This window comes from Xanthomonas sp. NCPPB 1754 (genome assembly GCF_041475725.2).
Lineage (GTDB): Bacteria > Pseudomonadota > Gammaproteobacteria > Xanthomonadales > Xanthomonadaceae > Xanthomonas > Xanthomonas euvesicatoria.
Genome location: NZ_CM192982.1, coordinates 3,896,297 through 3,911,716, shown reverse-complemented (window position 1 = coordinate 3,911,716; position 15,420 = coordinate 3,896,297). Strand labels below are relative to the sequence as shown.

Annotated in this window: 12 protein-coding genes and 3 pseudogenes; 3 read left to right on the top strand and 12 right to left on the bottom strand. The window is 57.0% G+C overall.

Going from position 1 to position 15,420, the window contains the following annotated elements; all coding sequences use genetic code 11:
• Positions 1-54: 54 nt before the first annotated feature.
• The gene (locus ACCQ15_RS16910) at positions 55-579 is read left to right on the top strand and encodes a hypothetical protein (RefSeq protein ID WP_011348509.1); all 525 of its coding nucleotides are present in this window, start codon (positions 55-57) and stop codon (positions 577-579) included.
• 161 nt (positions 580-740) lie between these two features.
• Here the strand turns inward: ACCQ15_RS16910 and ACCQ15_RS16905 are convergent.
• Together ACCQ15_RS16905 and ACCQ15_RS16900 are read right to left on the bottom strand one after the other, a co-directional pair.
• Positions 741-2,094: pseudogene (locus ACCQ15_RS16905) on the bottom strand (Tle-like phospholipase domain-containing protein).
• Positions 2,091-2,588: pseudogene (locus ACCQ15_RS16900) on the bottom strand (hypothetical protein); the annotation flags it as partial. The pseudogenes ACCQ15_RS16900 and ACCQ15_RS16905, both read right to left, overlap by 4 nt.
• A gap of 70 nt (positions 2,589-2,658) precedes the next feature.
• Here ACCQ15_RS16900 and ACCQ15_RS16895 point away from each other — a divergent pair.
• Positions 2,659-3,761, top strand: a protein-coding gene (locus tag ACCQ15_RS16895) for an IS3 family transposase (RefSeq protein ID WP_372166127.1) whose coding sequence is annotated in 2 segments (ribosomal slippage) — positions 2,659-2,917 and positions 2,917-3,761 — 1,104 coding nt in all. Because the reading frame shifts where the segments join, the coding sequence is not laid out codon by codon here.
• Between the two features lie 14 nt (positions 3,762-3,775).
• On the opposite strand, the pseudogene ACCQ15_RS16890 reads toward ACCQ15_RS16895, so the two are convergent.
• The 10 genes and pseudogenes from ACCQ15_RS16890 to ACCQ15_RS16845 form a co-directional block, all read right to left on the bottom strand.
• Positions 3,776-4,600: pseudogene (locus ACCQ15_RS16890) on the bottom strand (Tle-like phospholipase domain-containing protein); the annotation flags it as partial.
• A complete protein-coding gene (locus tag ACCQ15_RS16885; protein ID WP_228735458.1) occupies positions 4,597-5,181 on the bottom strand; it encodes a hypothetical protein in 585 nt (194 codons plus the stop codon). The pseudogene ACCQ15_RS16890 and the gene ACCQ15_RS16885, both read right to left, overlap by 4 nt.
• A gap of 633 nt (positions 5,182-5,814) precedes the next feature.
• Positions 5,815-6,360, bottom strand: coding sequence for a DUF4189 domain-containing protein (locus ACCQ15_RS16880; RefSeq protein ID WP_218496903.1), 546 nt, complete (start codon positions 6,358-6,360; stop codon positions 5,815-5,817).
• Positions 6,361-6,419: 59 nt separating this feature from the next.
• Positions 6,420-7,577 carry a TrbL/VirB6 family protein gene (locus ACCQ15_RS16875; protein WP_372380819.1) on the bottom strand — a complete coding sequence of 386 codons (1,158 nt, stop codon included), beginning with the start codon at positions 7,575-7,577 and terminating at the stop codon, positions 6,420-6,422.
• A 25-nt stretch (positions 7,578-7,602) separates the two neighbouring features.
• On the bottom strand, positions 7,603-8,958 hold the full coding sequence (locus tag ACCQ15_RS16870) for a Tle-like phospholipase domain-containing protein (RefSeq protein WP_372380818.1): 1,356 nt from the start codon (positions 8,956-8,958) through the stop codon (positions 7,603-7,605).
• Positions 8,955-9,533 carry a hypothetical protein gene (locus ACCQ15_RS16865; RefSeq protein WP_139101359.1) on the bottom strand — a complete coding sequence of 193 codons (579 nt, stop codon included), beginning with the start codon at positions 9,531-9,533 and terminating at the stop codon, positions 8,955-8,957. The genes ACCQ15_RS16870 and ACCQ15_RS16865 overlap by 4 nt, the downstream gene beginning before the upstream one ends.
• Positions 9,534-10,137: 604 nt before the next feature.
• Positions 10,138-10,647: a DUF4189 domain-containing protein gene (locus tag ACCQ15_RS16860; protein ID WP_081306674.1), complete on the bottom strand. Its 510-nt coding sequence runs from the start codon at positions 10,645-10,647 to the stop codon at positions 10,138-10,140.
• Positions 10,648-10,684: 37 nt separating this feature from the next.
• Positions 10,685-11,815 (bottom strand): TrbL/VirB6 family protein, encoded by a 1,131-nt coding sequence (locus ACCQ15_RS16855; protein WP_372380817.1) that lies wholly within the window; start codon positions 11,813-11,815, stop codon positions 10,685-10,687.
• 50 nt (positions 11,816-11,865) lie between these two features.
• A complete protein-coding gene (locus ACCQ15_RS16850; protein WP_122272372.1) occupies positions 11,866-12,627 on the bottom strand; it encodes a hypothetical protein in 762 nt (253 codons plus the stop codon).
• Between the two features lie 572 nt (positions 12,628-13,199).
• The gene (locus tag ACCQ15_RS16845; RefSeq protein WP_071117271.1) at positions 13,200-14,456 is read right to left on the bottom strand and encodes a 6-phosphofructokinase; all 1,257 of its coding nucleotides are present in this window, start codon (positions 14,454-14,456) and stop codon (positions 13,200-13,202) included.
• Between the two features lie 160 nt (positions 14,457-14,616).
• Between ACCQ15_RS16845 and ACCQ15_RS16840 the strand changes: the two genes are divergently transcribed.
• Entirely contained in the window at positions 14,617-15,180 is a 564-nt protein-coding gene (locus tag ACCQ15_RS16840) for an adenylate kinase (protein WP_057681641.1), read from the top strand.
• Positions 15,181-15,420: the final 240 nt, after the last annotated feature.

Here is a 15,420-nt window from a genome sequence, read left to right as displayed (position 1 = left end):
AGTTGCGGCGTGACAGCCTGCGGCCAACGTGATTCGGTCGACCCAGGAGTGTCCATGTCCCACCATGCTGCGCAAAAATACGCCGCGATGCTCGCAACGCTGTTGCTGACCAGCCAAGCGTTTGCGGCCGATCCCACGCCCGAACTCAAGCCGCGCGCACCCGGCACCGCGCAAGCGGTCGGCGCCGTGCACACCTTGCGTCAGATCCCGGAAGCCTGCGCACGACTGGAAGGCGTGTTTACCGGAAATGCTGCACAGCCGTATACATTGTCGGTGGTCCGCAGCAGCCCCACCTGTCAACCACGCGCACGCTTCGTGGATTTCGCCAAGGCCGCGCCCAGTGTCGCCTCGGGCTGGATCTTCAACGATGTGATCCGCGTGCCAAGCGCAGCCTGCCCGTCACAGCAAGCGGTGGTACGCGTATGGCGCAAGCCGGTGGATGCCAAGCCGCAGCTCGATGGCCAGGGCCAGTCGCGCATCTATCTGGAAGACGCCAAGCAACAAGCCGCTGCCGGCAAGATCCCGCAGGTGCCCATGTTCGCTGCGCAGATGACGGTGGAAGGCAAGGCGTGTCAGTAGAGAGCGGCGAGCAAGCTCGCCTCATAGCACTCAGGGCGATGCGGCGAGTTCTGATGTTTGGCAAGCACCACTTCCATGTTCCAATACTGTTCGTCGTCTGTATCTCAGGCCAGGCTCCTGGAGCATATTGCTGACATCGTCGTTTTTGATCAGCCATCGTTCTAGATCACGCGCGCCGGTGTCGGTTTGGTCATCTCCGGCTGCGTCCGTTGTGTATCCGGTGCGTGCAACTGTTGCTGGCCCCCTTGCAACGGCGGTGCCTCTGCCACCAGATCCACCTTGGCCCGGAAGCCCGGGGTGTTGCCGACGATCCAGGCGTTGCCGTCCTGCACGGTGACGCTGCGCAGCTGGTCGACGTTGACGATGCCTGCACGTTTAGCCTCGACGGTGGCATGCATGGCGACGGCATCGGAGGTGCCCTGCGGCAGTTTGCTGTGGATGGACCGGTACAGCGGATCATTGGACATGGCCGCCGCGCCCGAATCCATGCAGTGCGCTGGGGTATTGCCCAGAGGCAGCTTCCAGCCAGGAGCCACATATACCGACGTGCCTTCGCGCTCCATGCGCTGTTGCGTTTCCTTCCAGCGCTCTGCCGCCATTTCCGCCGCGCCGGCACCAGGGGCGAGGGGGGCCGCGCAGATGATTGACGTCATCGGCTATGTACATGAACTGCAAGTGGCGCGATGCCAGGGTCAGGCCACCGCGCAAGAGCGCAACATCGCCACGGTATTTGTCGATCATCGGCGAGTACTGCTGCGCCAGCTGTTGCGACTTGGGATCTTCCAACACCGAGCGATCTGGTTTGCCGTTACCATCGACGGGTAGGAAGTTGTGGATGCGGTGTGAGTCACCGAGCGGGATGGCTACAGCTGGATTGCGCGCATCCAACACGCTGGGGGTATTTTCGTAGCCAGCTTGTTTAAGCAGGGCGATCTCTTGAGACGAAGCATAGACCTTCACTTGGCCGTAGTGCTTGCTGGCAGCACTGACCGCATCGCCAGCCATCACATGATTGATCACATCGGTGCCGCCTTCGGGGATACGTCGGTCCAGGCTGACCGCGCCGTAGGCGTTGAAGGTCTCGCCTTTCAGGCCGTAGTGATGTGCCGTGACTTGCGCCAAGTCGCCGCCAAGCGAGTGGCCGGTGACGGTGACTTCGGGCGTATGCCCGTCACGCGTGCCTTGACGCTCAGCTATCTGCATTGCATGTCGGGTGAGTTCAATTGCATCGGCAGCTTGGTAGTTGTGACGAGCTGCGACCATGCCGCCATCGGCGTAGGCACCATCTTGTTTGGGTTGACGATCAAATTCGGTGCCCCGATGGGCGACAATAATATCACTCGTATCTATGCGCTGATAGATGATGCCTTGATAGCCCGAAGGTGTGTCAATGTATTCGAGCCGTTTATACAAAATGCCGCCTATATTTGCCGTTTGACTATCCTCACCCGTTTCGTCTGGCTTTCTATAAACATCGCTTGCCAGCTCAGCATATTGTTGTGCGGTCAGCTTCATAATGCGTCCTTTCTGGCAATCAGAGTCACTTTGAACAGCTGTTTGCGTAAATCTTCCTTAAATTGAGTCGGGTCTGAGTGACCTGAATCGGGGTAGTTGTCCATCTCATCTTTAGGATATCCGCCTGACCAGAAATAGGTCGTAGTCGGGAGGTCGCTCGATATTTTATCTTTGTATAGACCTGGCTGAAACCGTGTTTCTTCGTTCTTCCCTGTTGCCTTTAACGAAACATCCACGCTAGTGAGTTCCCACCGGCAGACGCCCTTGCCATAGTAGTCCGCATCAATCATGCCATCGGCATAGATCGTCGCAACGTAGGTGGATGCATCGCGCTTTTCAAAATTGATTGGAATGCCGTGTTCATCAGACTTGTTCCACACGCCGGCAATGGGCTCGATTGGCGTGCATTGCCTGTGGTTGGTCATCTGGTAGAACGCCGTGCCCGAGATCCATTCAAACGGACCCGGCGCATCCTCGATCGTCATCGTTAGCCGGTCGACGTCCCCCCAATTTTGAGTAGCACCTCAGTTTGGAGTCCAATTCCCTACCCCAAGGAGATTGGACGTGAAGAAGCGTTTTTCTGAAGAACAGATCATCGGCTTCCTGCGCGAAGCTGATGCCGGTGTGGCGATCAAGGATCTGTGCCGGCGGCATGGCTTCAGCGAGGCCTCGTATTACCTGTGGCGCAGCAAGTTCGGCGGAATGAGCGTGCCCGACGCCAAGCGGCTCAAGGATCTTGAGGCCGAGAACGCGCGGCTAAAGAAGTTGCTGGCCGAGCAGTTGTTCGAGAACGACCTGATCAAGGATGCGTTGCGAAAAAAGTGGTGAGCGCACCGGCGCGTCGTGCGCTGGTGCGCGAGTGGATCGGGCGTGGTGCCAGCGAGCGTCGCGCCTTGGCGGCGATCGGCATGAGCGCCAGCGCGCTGCGCTATTGCCCACGCCAAGACCGCAATGGCGAACTGCGCGAGCGCATTCTTGCGTTGGCGCATCGCCATCGCCGCTACGGCGTGGGGATGATCTATCTCAAGCTGCGACAGGAAGGACGCCTGGTGAACTACAAGCGCGTGGAGCGGTTGTATCGCGAGCAGCAGCTACAAGTGCGGCGCCGCAAGCGCAAGAAGGTGCCGGTTGGCGAGCGTCAGCCGCTGCTGCGGCCAGCGCAGGCCAACCAGGTGTGGTCGATGGACTTCGTGTTCGACCGCTCCGCCGACGGCCGAGTGATCAAGTGTCTGGTGATCGTGGACGACGCAACGCACGAAGCGGTCGCCATCGAGGTGGAACGCGCGATCTCCGGGCACGGCGTTGCGCGCGTGCTGGATCGGTTGGCACACAGTCGCGGTTTACCGAAGGTGATCCGCACCGACAACGGCAAGGAGTTTTGCGGCAAAGCGATGGTCGTCTGGGCACATGCCCGTGGTGTGCAACTACGGCTAATCCAACCCGGCAAGCCAAATCAAAACGCCTATGTTGAATCGTTCAACGGCCGACTACGCGACGAATGCCTCAACGAGCACTGGTTCCCGACGTTGCTGCACGCGCGCACCGAGATCGAACGCTGGCGACGCGAATACAACGAGGACCGACCGAAGAAAGCAATTGGCGGCATGACGCCGTCCGCTTATGCCCAACATCTGGCAAACACCGATATCATCAACCCCGGACTTTAAACCCGACCGCTACTCAGGGCGGGGGGACGTCGCAAGAGCGCGACATCGTCACGGTACTTGTCGATCATCGGCGCATACTGCTGTGCCAGCTGTTGCGACTTGGGATCTTCCAACACCGAGCGATCTGGCTTGCCGTTGGTATCGACGGGCAGAAAGTTATGCATGCGATGCGAGTCGCCCAACTCCACTGCGACAAGTGGATTGCGGTCATCCAGCACACTGCGGTCGTTGGCATAACCGGCTTTCTGCAAAGCGGCGATTTCTTCTGGCATGGCGTAGATCTTGACCTGGCCATAATGCTTGCTGGCAGCACTGACTGCATCGCCTGCCATTATGTGATTGATTACATGTGTGCCGCCTTCTGGAATGCGACGATCAAGACTGACCGAGCCGTAGGCGTTGAAGGTCTCGCCTTTGAGGCCATAATGATGTGCGGTGACTTGGGCTAGATCGCCGCCAAGCGAGTGACCGGTGACGGTGACTTCGGGGAGCGCTCCATCCTTGCTTGTTTTTTGCGCGTAAGCCAACGCATGTCGCGTCAACTCAATCGCTTCTAAGGCTTGGTTGTTGTGGCGCACAGCCAACATTCCGCCATCGGCGTAGACGACATCCTCTTTTGGCTGTCGTTCTGGCTCTGTGCCGCGGTGAGCGACAATTATTTCGTTTGTATCGATACGCTGATAAATGATGCCTTGGTAACCCGAGGGGCTATCGACGTATTCGATACGGCGATAGGAAATGCCACCAATATTTTCAGGTGTGCTGTTGGAGCCCGTCTCCCCAGGGGGCTTATAGACATCGTCCGAGAGCGCTGCATACTGTTGGCTTGTTATGCTCATGGCGTTGCCTTCTTCGTGGTCAATGTCACCCTAAAGATGTTTTTTCTTGCGCTATCATTAAACTGATCTTCTGCAAGACGCCCGCCATCGGGGAAGTTGTCGATATCTTCTTTGGGGTAACGGCCTTTCCAGAAATAAGTAATCTTAGGGGTTGAGCTATAAATTTCGCTTTTGAATAAAACTGGCTGAAACCGTGTTTCCTCGTTTTTCCCGGTGGCCTTTAGCGAGATGCCAACCCCATTTAGCTCAAATACGCACACGCCTTTGCCATAATAGTCAGCATCAACCATGCCGTCGGCATAGATCGTCCCAGTATATGTGGAGGCATCTAGCTTCTCAAAGTGAATAGGTATGCCATCCTCATCAGACTTGCTCCATACACCGGCAATGGGCTCGATGGGCGTGCATTGCTTATGGTTGGTTATCTGGTAGAAGGCCGTGCCGGAGATCCATTCAAACGGTCCTGGCGCATCTTCAATCGTCAAAGTGATGCGATACGCCTGAGTAGGATGCGGATTCTTCTGATAGACCGGATCGGGACGACTGTGCGTTGCGTCAGCTTGTGAGGATGGGGCATTCATGGGATTGCATCCTGCAAAGAAGAAGGGCATGAGGAGTAAAGCGAAACGGCTGATGATCATGGGGGTCATTTGGGATGCTTCTGCTGCCTGCGCGCACTATGCAATGAAGATGCGCAGTTTAGGCCCAAATGGAGGTGGTCCACGCTACTTCTGGCGTCGCGCCACCGCGATAATGCAATTGGCTGGATCAGCGGGCGCCAAGCAGCCAATATGTCGATCAACACGTTACAGGTGAAAAGTAAGGCCTTAAAAAACACCAAAGCCATGAATGCGTCAGTCACCAATTACTATTCAATGCCGCTAGTTGGACTATTCTGGTTATAGTGCTGATAGAAGATGGTCCATGTGCGCAAAGATCTGAGCGCATGCTCTCATTGAGGCGATACGAATTAGCCACTGTACAGGTGGATGTGCCTGGGTCGATAGAAACCAGTAAGTGATAGAGGGGCCTAGCGCCCAGGAACTGAATAGATCGTTGCTTTAATATAGTGAGGGGTGTCATCATTACTCACCCATCTGTGCTGAAGACTGTTAAGTTAAGGTGCTTAGTAAAATCTAAGAGAAAGATAGGCAATTTTGTGACACGCTTCCGTTGTATCTACCTAAATTTTTAGTTGCCTAGATTCTGTGAAATCAGAACTCTTTAAAGAAAGGTTCTGAGCACTTGTTATATATAACTTTGCATTCGGAGGTTTTATTGTCTTTTTGGCACTCTTCTGTTGCATATTGCTTCGCTTCTTCTAGTGATGCTTTTCCGACCGCTATCACATTTCCTTTCATGTCAACCTCGCCTGATGCATTTTGTGGCTCAGCTATGGCTGCGCATTGATTAAAATAAGTCAATGTTACCTTGCAGTTAGTGGGGCCCTTTTTGGCGCAAAGATTTAACGCATCCTTGGTTGCATCTGATTTTGATTTTCTCCCAGTCGGAACCCCGTAATAAGGGGTGTTATTGAGTGTTCCAACTGCTACCGCGCCCCAAGTTTTAACCCATTTTCCGCTTGGGTAGCTTTGCTCAGAGCTAGAATTGCCTTGCGGAATTGGAGCGCAGGCGGCTATTCCTTGGCCGCCTATAGGATATTGGCCTGGCGGGCAGCTGCCTTCAGCAAGCACGTTTGTTGAATATGCAATTAAGAAATACAACGTAAATGCACTATAAGGGCTTGTGAAAATTTTCATGACTGCTAACTTTTCGACCTATTTTAAAGGCGGAATTTAGTACTAGATTAATGAAAGTCTTAGGAAGATAGGCGGTCGTTACTGTTTTGACTTGCTAAGCCACGACTTCCGGGATTTTGTTGAACTGGGGGTTGGGAATATCCAGTAGAAGCTCCACCATTATTCAATGTACTAAGATTTTCTGAGCTACGAGAAGTCTCAGAATTTTTCGCGGGAGCTGAGTACGACCCAGCCGGCTGCCCCTGCGGGCCAGGGGATGCCGCATTATTAAACGCTGTGTAAGTGAGGAACGTGCCCATATTGCCCTGCCATAGCGCGGCGGCAATGGTGGGGACGGTGATGATGAGCATCGTCATGATCAGTCCGATACCGCCTTGCTGTAGCGCCTGGCTGGAGAGGCCTTCGGCGCTGACCAGGGGGATGAACTTGACCGCCCAGTAGGCCGCGGCCACCTTGGCGGTGAACTTGAGCACCATGGCCGTGACCACCGACAGCATCGACATCGAGAACAAGGTGCCGATGACGTAGAACAGCCACTTCTTGAACAGGTCCTTGGTCTGGTCAAAGACCAGCGCCAGGATGAAGATCGGCCCGATGCCGATCAAGAAGGCCATGGTGAACTTGAACAGCAGCAGCATCGCCCCGGCTGCCATCGGTGGGCTGGCGGTGCCGAAGCCTGCCATCAGCATGGCGCGGCCTTTCTTCTCCAGCACTTCCGGCTGGGCTGGATCGACGCGCACCGCATCCAGTGTGGCCATTGCGACCTGCGTGTAGGCCTGGTTCTCGTCGATGGCATCGGCGGCGGTACCCTCATCGCCGGTGAACAGGCGATGGATTTCCTTGTCCAGGTTCTGGGTCATGCTTTGGTGCAGCATGGCGCCATTGGCGCCCAGGGCCGAAGCAAAGCTGATGATGAGGGCGACCTTGCCGGCCTTGATCATGGTGGCCATCGCACTCTCACGCGATTGCCCGGTGGCGATGCGGTAACCCAGAATCAGTATCCACAGCGTGGTAACGGTAAACGCGATAGCGCTGACCCAGCGCATGGCCCGCTTCATCAGCTCCATGCCGAAGTTCTGGATTTCGCTGTTGAAGTAGTCGTTGACCAACTTGAAGAAAACGAAGTCGCCGAGATTGGCATCCGCCAAGGGCTGATACCAGTTTGCCGCACGCGGTGCACACCAAGCTGCCGCAGCAGTGGGCATCGGGTCAGTCATCGGTGCGATCCGCGCGGTCATGGTCTTACATTACACGCGTCGGTGTCGGTGTGGTCATCTCCGGCTGCGCCCGTTGCGCATCCAGCGCGCGCAACTGCTGTTGGCTCTCTTGCAACGGAGGGACGTCCGCTGCCAGTTCCACTTTGGTGCGGAAGCCCGGGGTGTTGCCAACAATCCAGGCATTGCCATCCTGCACGGTTACGCTGCGTAGCTGGTCGACGTTGACGATGCCAGCGCGTTTGGCTTCCACAGTCGCATGCATGGCCACGGCATCGGCGGTGCCCTGCGGCAGTTTGCTGTGGATGGAGCGGTACAGCGGATCGTTCGAGATGGGAGCCGCGCCTGGCTCGACGGAACGCTCGGTAACGGAACCTATTGGCACCTTCCAGCCAGGTGGCACATACACAGGCTTGTCTTCGCGCTCCATGCGCTGTTGCGTTTCCTTCCAGCGCTCTGCCGCCATCTCCGCTGCGCCGGCACCTGGGGCCAGCGTGCCGCGCAGGTGATTGATGGCATCGGGTAAGTTCATCGATTGGGCGCTGCGTGATGCCAGGGTCAGGCAGCTGCGCAAGAGCGCCACGTCGTCGCGGTACTTGTCGATCATCGGCGCGTACTGCTGTGCTAGCTGTTGCGACTTGGGATCTTCCAACACCGAGCGATCTGGCTTGCCGTTGGCATCGACGGGCAGAAAGTTATGCATGCGATGCGAATCACGCAACGCCCCGGCGACAAGCGGGTTGCGGTCATCCAACACACTGCGATCGTTGGCATAGCCTGCCTTCTGCAGAGCAGTGATTTCCTGTGTTGCAGCGTAGATCCTGACCTGGCCGTAATGCCTGCTGGCAGCACTGACCGCATCCCCAGCCATCACGTGATTGATGACATCGTTACCGCCTTCGGGGATGTGCCGGTCTAGGCTTACTGCGCCGTAGGCGTTGAAGGTCTCGCCCTTGAGGCCGTAGTGATGCGAGGTGACCTGGGCCAGATCGCCGCCAAGCGAGTGGCCGGTGACGGTAACTTGAGGCGCTGATTGGCCGGTCTTGAGATGTTTTTGCTCTGCATACATCAACGCATGACGGGTCAATTCGATCGCATCATCGATCTGGTTGTTGTGACGTGTTGCAACCATGCCGCCGTCGGTATACACGCCATCTTCTTTTAACTGTCTCTCGGTCTCTGTGCCGCGGTGGGCTACGATAACCTCGCCTGTGTCTATCCTCTCATAGATGACACCCTGATAACCTGAGGGACGATCCATGTATTCAAGGCGCCTAACTAGGAGATCGCCGAGATTCACTGGCTTACTATTGGGGCCCGTCTCGTTAGGCTCTTTATACGCATCGCTTGCAAGCAGTGCATACTGCTGATGTGTCAGGCTCATTTAGACACCTTTTCAGACTTTAGCGTTATCTGAAATAAGTTGCTTCTGTTGGGTTCTGAGTATTTGTCCGCACTGTATTCGCCGGTGTCTGGGTAGTTGTCCATCTCACTTCGTGGATAACCGCCTTTCCAGAAGTAAAACTTTACCGATCTTGTGTCGTGTATTTGTGATTTGAAGAGTGCGGGCTGAAACCGTGTTTCCTCTTCCTTGCCAGTCGCCCGAAGAGAGATTCCGATCCCATCTAGCTCAAATTTGCATACCCCTTTTCCGTAATAGTCAGCATCAACCATGCCATCGGCATAGGTTGTCGCAACGTAGGTGGATGCATCTAGCTTCTCAAAGTGAATAGGTATGCCATCCTCATCAGACTTGCTCCATACACCGGCAATGGGCTCGATGGGCGTGCATTGCTTATGGTTGGTTATCTGGTAGAAAGCCGTGCCGGAGATCCATTCAAACGGTCCTGGTGCATCTTCAATCGTCAAAGTGATGCGATGCGCCTGAGTAGGATGCGGATTCTTCTGGTAGACCGGGTCGCTGGTCGCCGCGTCGGCCTTTGAGGGTGGGGTAGTCATGGGTTTGCATCCTGCAACGAGAAAGGACACTAGGAGGAAAGCGAAACGGCCGATACTCATGGGAGTCATTTGAAATGCTTCTGCTGCCTGCGCGCATTGTGCGATAGAAGATATGCAGTTTGGCTCGAGTTGGGGTGATCTGCCTTAATCCCAAGACTGAACTAGCGCGGTGACGCAGATTAGTAGATTTAGCATAAAGGCGATCTGCCGATCAATACACTACAGGTGAACCTACCATGCGTTGAAAGCGACAAAGCCATGGATGCATCGGTCACCAGTTATTAGGTGGTACGCCGGCTCGACTCTTAGGGCTGCAGTGCTGGGTGAAGCGATACGGCAAGGAGGTGAATATTTGCACTGACGCTGAATTGAAATAATGCGAATTGGTTGCCGGAAAGTGCCGGTAGCCGAGTCGCCCGAGAGTCAGCAATCAATTGGCACACCAAGCTTGCAAAAGGTGAAAGGGTAGCTATGGTTGGTGATTGCTTCGTAGGAACCGCCAATGGCTATCTGTGCCGCAGCATTGAGGGCGATAGTCGAAAGCAGTGATCCAGTGAGAGTACAGAGGTTTTTACTGAATATCCTTTTGATGGAAGATAGGTATCTAATAGGGCCTGAATATTGGCTCGGAGCATGCTGAGTATATTACCCGACATTCTTTGCCCATATTTTTCTCTTGGCAATTTCTCAATGCGTCACTGTCGGCAATGTCTTTAGCTGGAGCGCCAGCGTAGGACATGATCCCGGAAATGGAGTAATCCCCTCGATGAGGCTCTGCCACAGCCGCACACTGGTTTTGATATGTAAATTGTAATTTGCAACCCTTCGTGCTCACTGATTCGCATTTTTCAAGCGCATCTCTTTGGGCATCCGCTTTTTTGATTTTGTTCTTTGAGACGCCCAATCTGTTGCTGCCATCACTTGCAACTGCGCCCCAAGTCTTGAGCCATTTACCAGCAGGAAGAGCCTGTTGGGTGCCTCCACCTTGAGGGATTGGCGCGCATGCAGCCACTCCTTGGCCGCCAATTGGATATTGCCCAGGTGGGCACCCCTGTTCTGCATAGGCGTTGACGGTGCAGGCTGCCAGAACAAAGGTTAATAGTTTATTTTTCATTCTTCACAAGGTCGCTCGTCGTAAAGCGGCTTAAAAATCAAGTCCGATTTCGAGAGTTTTGTGCTGCCAAACCGCGAGAGCCTGAAGCAACGCTTTCACTCGAATCGCTGCCTGCGATTGTAGGCCTGCTTGGCACGCCTACATTGCTAATTGCATTAGTGTTTCCCCTATCTTCATTAGGCGCTGTCCGCTGCGGCATATACGACCCCGCCGGCTGCCCCTGGGGACCTGGGGATGCCGCACTATTGAACGCTGTGTAGGTCAAGAACGTGCCCATATTGCCTTGCCATAGCGCGGCGGCGATGGTGGGTATGGTGACGATGAGCATGGTCATGATCAGGCCGATGCCGCCTTGCTGCAGCGCCTGGCTGGACAAGCCTTCGGCATTGCCGAATGGAATGAATTTGACCGCCCAGTAGGCGGCGGCCACCTTGGCGGTGAACTTGAGCACCATGGACGTGACCACTGACAGCATGGCCATCGAGAACAGCGTGCCGATGATGTAGAACAGCCACTTCTTGAACAGATCCTTGGTCTGATCGAAGACCAGCGCCAGGATGAAGATGGGCCCGATGCCGATCAAGAAGGCCATGGTGAACTTGAACAGCAGCAGCATCGCCCCGGCCGCCATCGGTGGGCTGGCGGTGCCGAAGCCAGCCATCAGCATGGCGCGACCTTTTTTCTCCAACATTTCCGGCTCAGTGGACTCCACCCGTACCGCATCCAACGTGGCCAGCGCAATCTGGGTGTAGGCCAGGTTCTCGTCGATGGCATCGGCAGCGGTGCTTTCCTTGCCGGTGAACAGGGTGTGGATCTCCTTGTCCAAATTCTGGGTCATGCTTTGATGCAGCATGGCGCCATTGGCGCCCAGGGCCGAGGCAAAGCTGATGATGAGGGCCACCTTGCCGGCCTTGATCATGGTGGCCATCGCACTCTCACGCGATTGCCCGGTGGCGATGCGGTAACCCAGAATCAGTATCCACAGCGTGGTAACGGTCAACGCGATGGCGCTGACCCAGCGCATGGCCCGCTTCATCAGGTCCATGCCGAAGTCCTGGATTTCGCTGTTGAAGTAGTCGTTGACCAACTTGAAGAAAACGAAGTCGCCGAGATTGGCATCCGCCAACGGCTGCAACCAGTTCATTCCGCCCTGAAACAAAACGTCCATTGCTGTCTGCCTATGTACCGTAGTGAGGCTTTGGTTGCCTGCTAATGCATTTACTTAGACAGCGCAATCTTCAGTGCGGCTGCCTGGATGACCTGCCCGAAAAGGTTGTTTTTGTCGCCTTCGAGCGCGCGCTTGGCTAGCAGGCTCTGGTCATCCTTGAGGCCTGCGATGTAGATGTCATAGGCCTTCATCCTGGCTTCCCAGTGGCTGAGCTCCATCGCGTTGCGTGCCGCATAACGCTGAACTTCGTTGTCGTTTGCAGCGAGCGCTCCTTGCTTGTCTCCCCCGCTATCGCGCTGGCGTTGCACACGTTCGAAGTCTCTGGCACGTTCCACCAGGCGCTGGATCATCAAGACAGCCTCGTTGTATTGCGCGTTTTGTGCAATCACAATTTGCCTGCAAACTTCGGTCTGCTTTTCTCGCAAATCGTTGCCAGTCAGCGAACCCAACGAAATCGGCACCATTTTTTCTACGATGCCCCCAATGCCAGAGGCTCCGGGACAGTAGGCGTCCATCCCAAAATTCGAATCGCGCAAAACGAAGTTGTTTTCGAGTGGAAGCTCATTGAACTGCAGGCGCTGCAACTTGATGAGCTGCTGCTGGTAATGCTGCAACTGCTGTTGATACTGCTTGATCGTTTCGGTCCAGCGCTTGGCCTGTTCCGCATATTCCTTGAGATCCTTTGCCATGCCTGTCGGGTTGGTCACGACGACCTGCGCATTGGCAGACCCTGCATACAGCCCGATGCTTAGCAGCAAGCCGGCGGCAAGGCGGGAAATCGGATGGCGGAGGCGGCGGGAACGTGCGGTCATGGCGAGTCTCGTCGATCTTTACGGTGTAGATAGGTGGCAGGAACAGTGCAGCGGGAACAGACGTGAGGGCCGCTCGCTTGGTCAGCAAGCAGCGCTGGCGTTATAAATCATCGGCTCGTCGCGAATGAGTGAGGCCGCTTCTTTCCGCACGCAGGCAACCTGCGGCAGGAACTGCCGCCTTGGGGCGTTGGAGAGGATTGCCTGCTGAAGCCATGATCCTTATGCGCGATGAGGCAGGTTTGGTGCGAACTGTGGCACACAGTTAACCAAATTTCTACCGAGCCAATGGGGCGCCCCCGCCTTCACTCCCGCCAAGTCGCACGCCTGTCTTGGTCTGCCGGGCATCTGTAGGAAAAGTCCTACAGTCAATCGCGGCATTTGCCGGCGCGGCCTATCTCTCGGATACCAATGGGCGGCCGGGGTGGCGGCCGAGGTTGACCGTAGCTTGACCATGGTGCGGAGTGCGGACATTGCAGATCGGCGGCAGTGCACCGGTTCTCGACAGTACACCGGTTCCGCCTGCGCAAGGCTTGCGATAGTGGCAGCTCTGGCTGGAGACGATCGCTTCCTGTTCACCCCTCCCAAGCCGGCAACTTCTTCGCCACCGCGACATTCTTCAAACTCACATACTTCGGCAAGCCATCGCTGCCGTAGGCCAGCGGGGCTTCGCCCTTGATCAACGGGGCGAAATAGCGGCGGGCGCGTTCGGTGATGCCGAAGCCGTCCTTGCGCAGGAAGCTGGGCGGCATCTTCTTTTCGTGATTGGCCACCTTGTGCAGGGGCGCAGGCACGATCTTCCAGCGGTATGGTGCGTCGCTGACGCGTTCGATCACCGGGATCACCGCGTTCATGCCCTTGATCGCGTACTGCACGGCGGCCTTGCCGACCGCTTGCGCCTGTTCCCAGTCCGTCTTCGATGCCAGATGGCGCGCGGAGCGCTGCAGGTAATCGGGTAGCGTCCAATGCACCTTGTAGCCGAGCTCCTGCTTGACCTGTGCGGCCAGGAACGAGGCCACGCCGCCGAGCTGTGCATGGCCGAACGAGTCGGCCGCGCCGCCGGCATCGGCGACGAACTTGCCGTGTGCGTCCTGGATGCCCTCGCTGGCCACCACCACGCACCAGCCCACCTTGTCCACGACCTGTTTCACCTTGGCCAGGAATGCAGCCTGGTCGTAGGCGCGTTCGGGCAGCAGGATGATCTGCGGGGCGTCGTCCGGGTCTTGCCCGGCCAGGCCTGCCGCTGCGGCCAGCCAGCCGGCATGGCGGCCCATCGCCTCATAGATGAAGACCTTGGTGGAGGTGTCGGCCATGGCAGCGACATCCAGTGCGGCCTCGCGTACCGAGACGGCGGTGTACTTGGCCGCCGAGCCGAAGCCGGGGCAGGTGTCGGTCACTGCCAGATCGTTGTCGATGGTCTTTGGCACGCCGATGCAGTGCAGCGGGTACCCATAGGCCTTTGCGAGCTGCGAGACCTTCCACGCGGTGTCGGCCGAGTCGTTGCCGCCGTTGTAGAGGAACCAGCGGACGTCGTGCGCGCGCAGCACGTCGAGCAGGCGCTCGTACTTGGCGCTGTCTTCTTCCAGCGATTTGAGCTTGTAGCGGCACGAGCCGAATGCACCGCCGGGCGTCTGCGCCAGGGCGGCAATGGCGGCGGCGGACTCTTTGGAGGTGTCGATCAACTCCTCGCGCAAGGCGCCCAGGATGCCGTTGCGTGCGGCCAGCACCTTGATCTTGCGTGCGCGCGCTTCGGCGATGACGCCGGCTGCAGTGGCGTTGATGACGGCGGTGACGCCGCCGGATTGGGCATAGAGCAGGTTGCCAGTGGTCATAGGGGGACAGACTCCTCACATGGGGGCATGGCGCAGGGGACAGTGCCGGGACATTCCCCGGATGCGGTAAGCTGCACGACCATACGGTCCAGCGCCGGCGAAGACGTGAGTCTAACGCCGCCCACCGCAACGCGTTTTTATTCGAAAGTGGAGTCCACTGATGCGATTGGTTCTATTGGGACCGCCCGGTTCGGGCAAGGGCACCCAGGCGACACGTCTCAAAGACACGTTTGATATTCCGCACATTTCCACCGGCGACCTGTTGCGCGCCGAAGTGGCCGCTGGCTCGCCGCTGGGGTTGAAGGCCAAGGAAGTGATGGCACGCGGGGACCTGGTGTCCGACGACATCCTGCTCGGCATGCTGGAGGCGCGCCTCGGCCAGGCCGATGTGGCCAAGGGTTTCATCCTGGACGGCTACCCGCGCAACGTGGCCCAGGCCAATGCGCTGGACGAGCTGCTCGGCAAGATCGGCCAGCCGCTGGATGCCGTGGTGCAGCTGGATGTGGCCAGCGAATTGCTGGTCGAGCGCATCGCCGGTCGTGCCAAGGCCGAAGGCCGCGAAGACGACAACCCCGAATCGGTGCGCAAGCGGCTGCAGGTCTATACCGATTCCACCGCACCGGTCATCGGCTTCTACGAGCAGCGCGGCAAGTTGGCGCGCGTGGACGGCGTGGGTTCGCTGGACCAAGTGCTGGAGCGCATCAGCAAGGCGCTCGGCCGCTGAGTCGGCAATGGGCCGGGCGCAAGGCCCGGCCGCAGGCGCGGCGTCTGGCCGCGCCGTGTTCTCGCCGTGATCGCCCGGGCAGTGGTGCCAAAAGAAAAACCCCGGACGTACAAGACGCCCGGGGCAGAATAACGCCAGTAGTAGGCTTGCTCAGAGCCCCAACAGCATGAGCTCCCTGGGGATTTGGCCTCTTGGGGAGTAGGACCAAAGGGATGCTGCGACTGGCGTTCAGCATAGTGA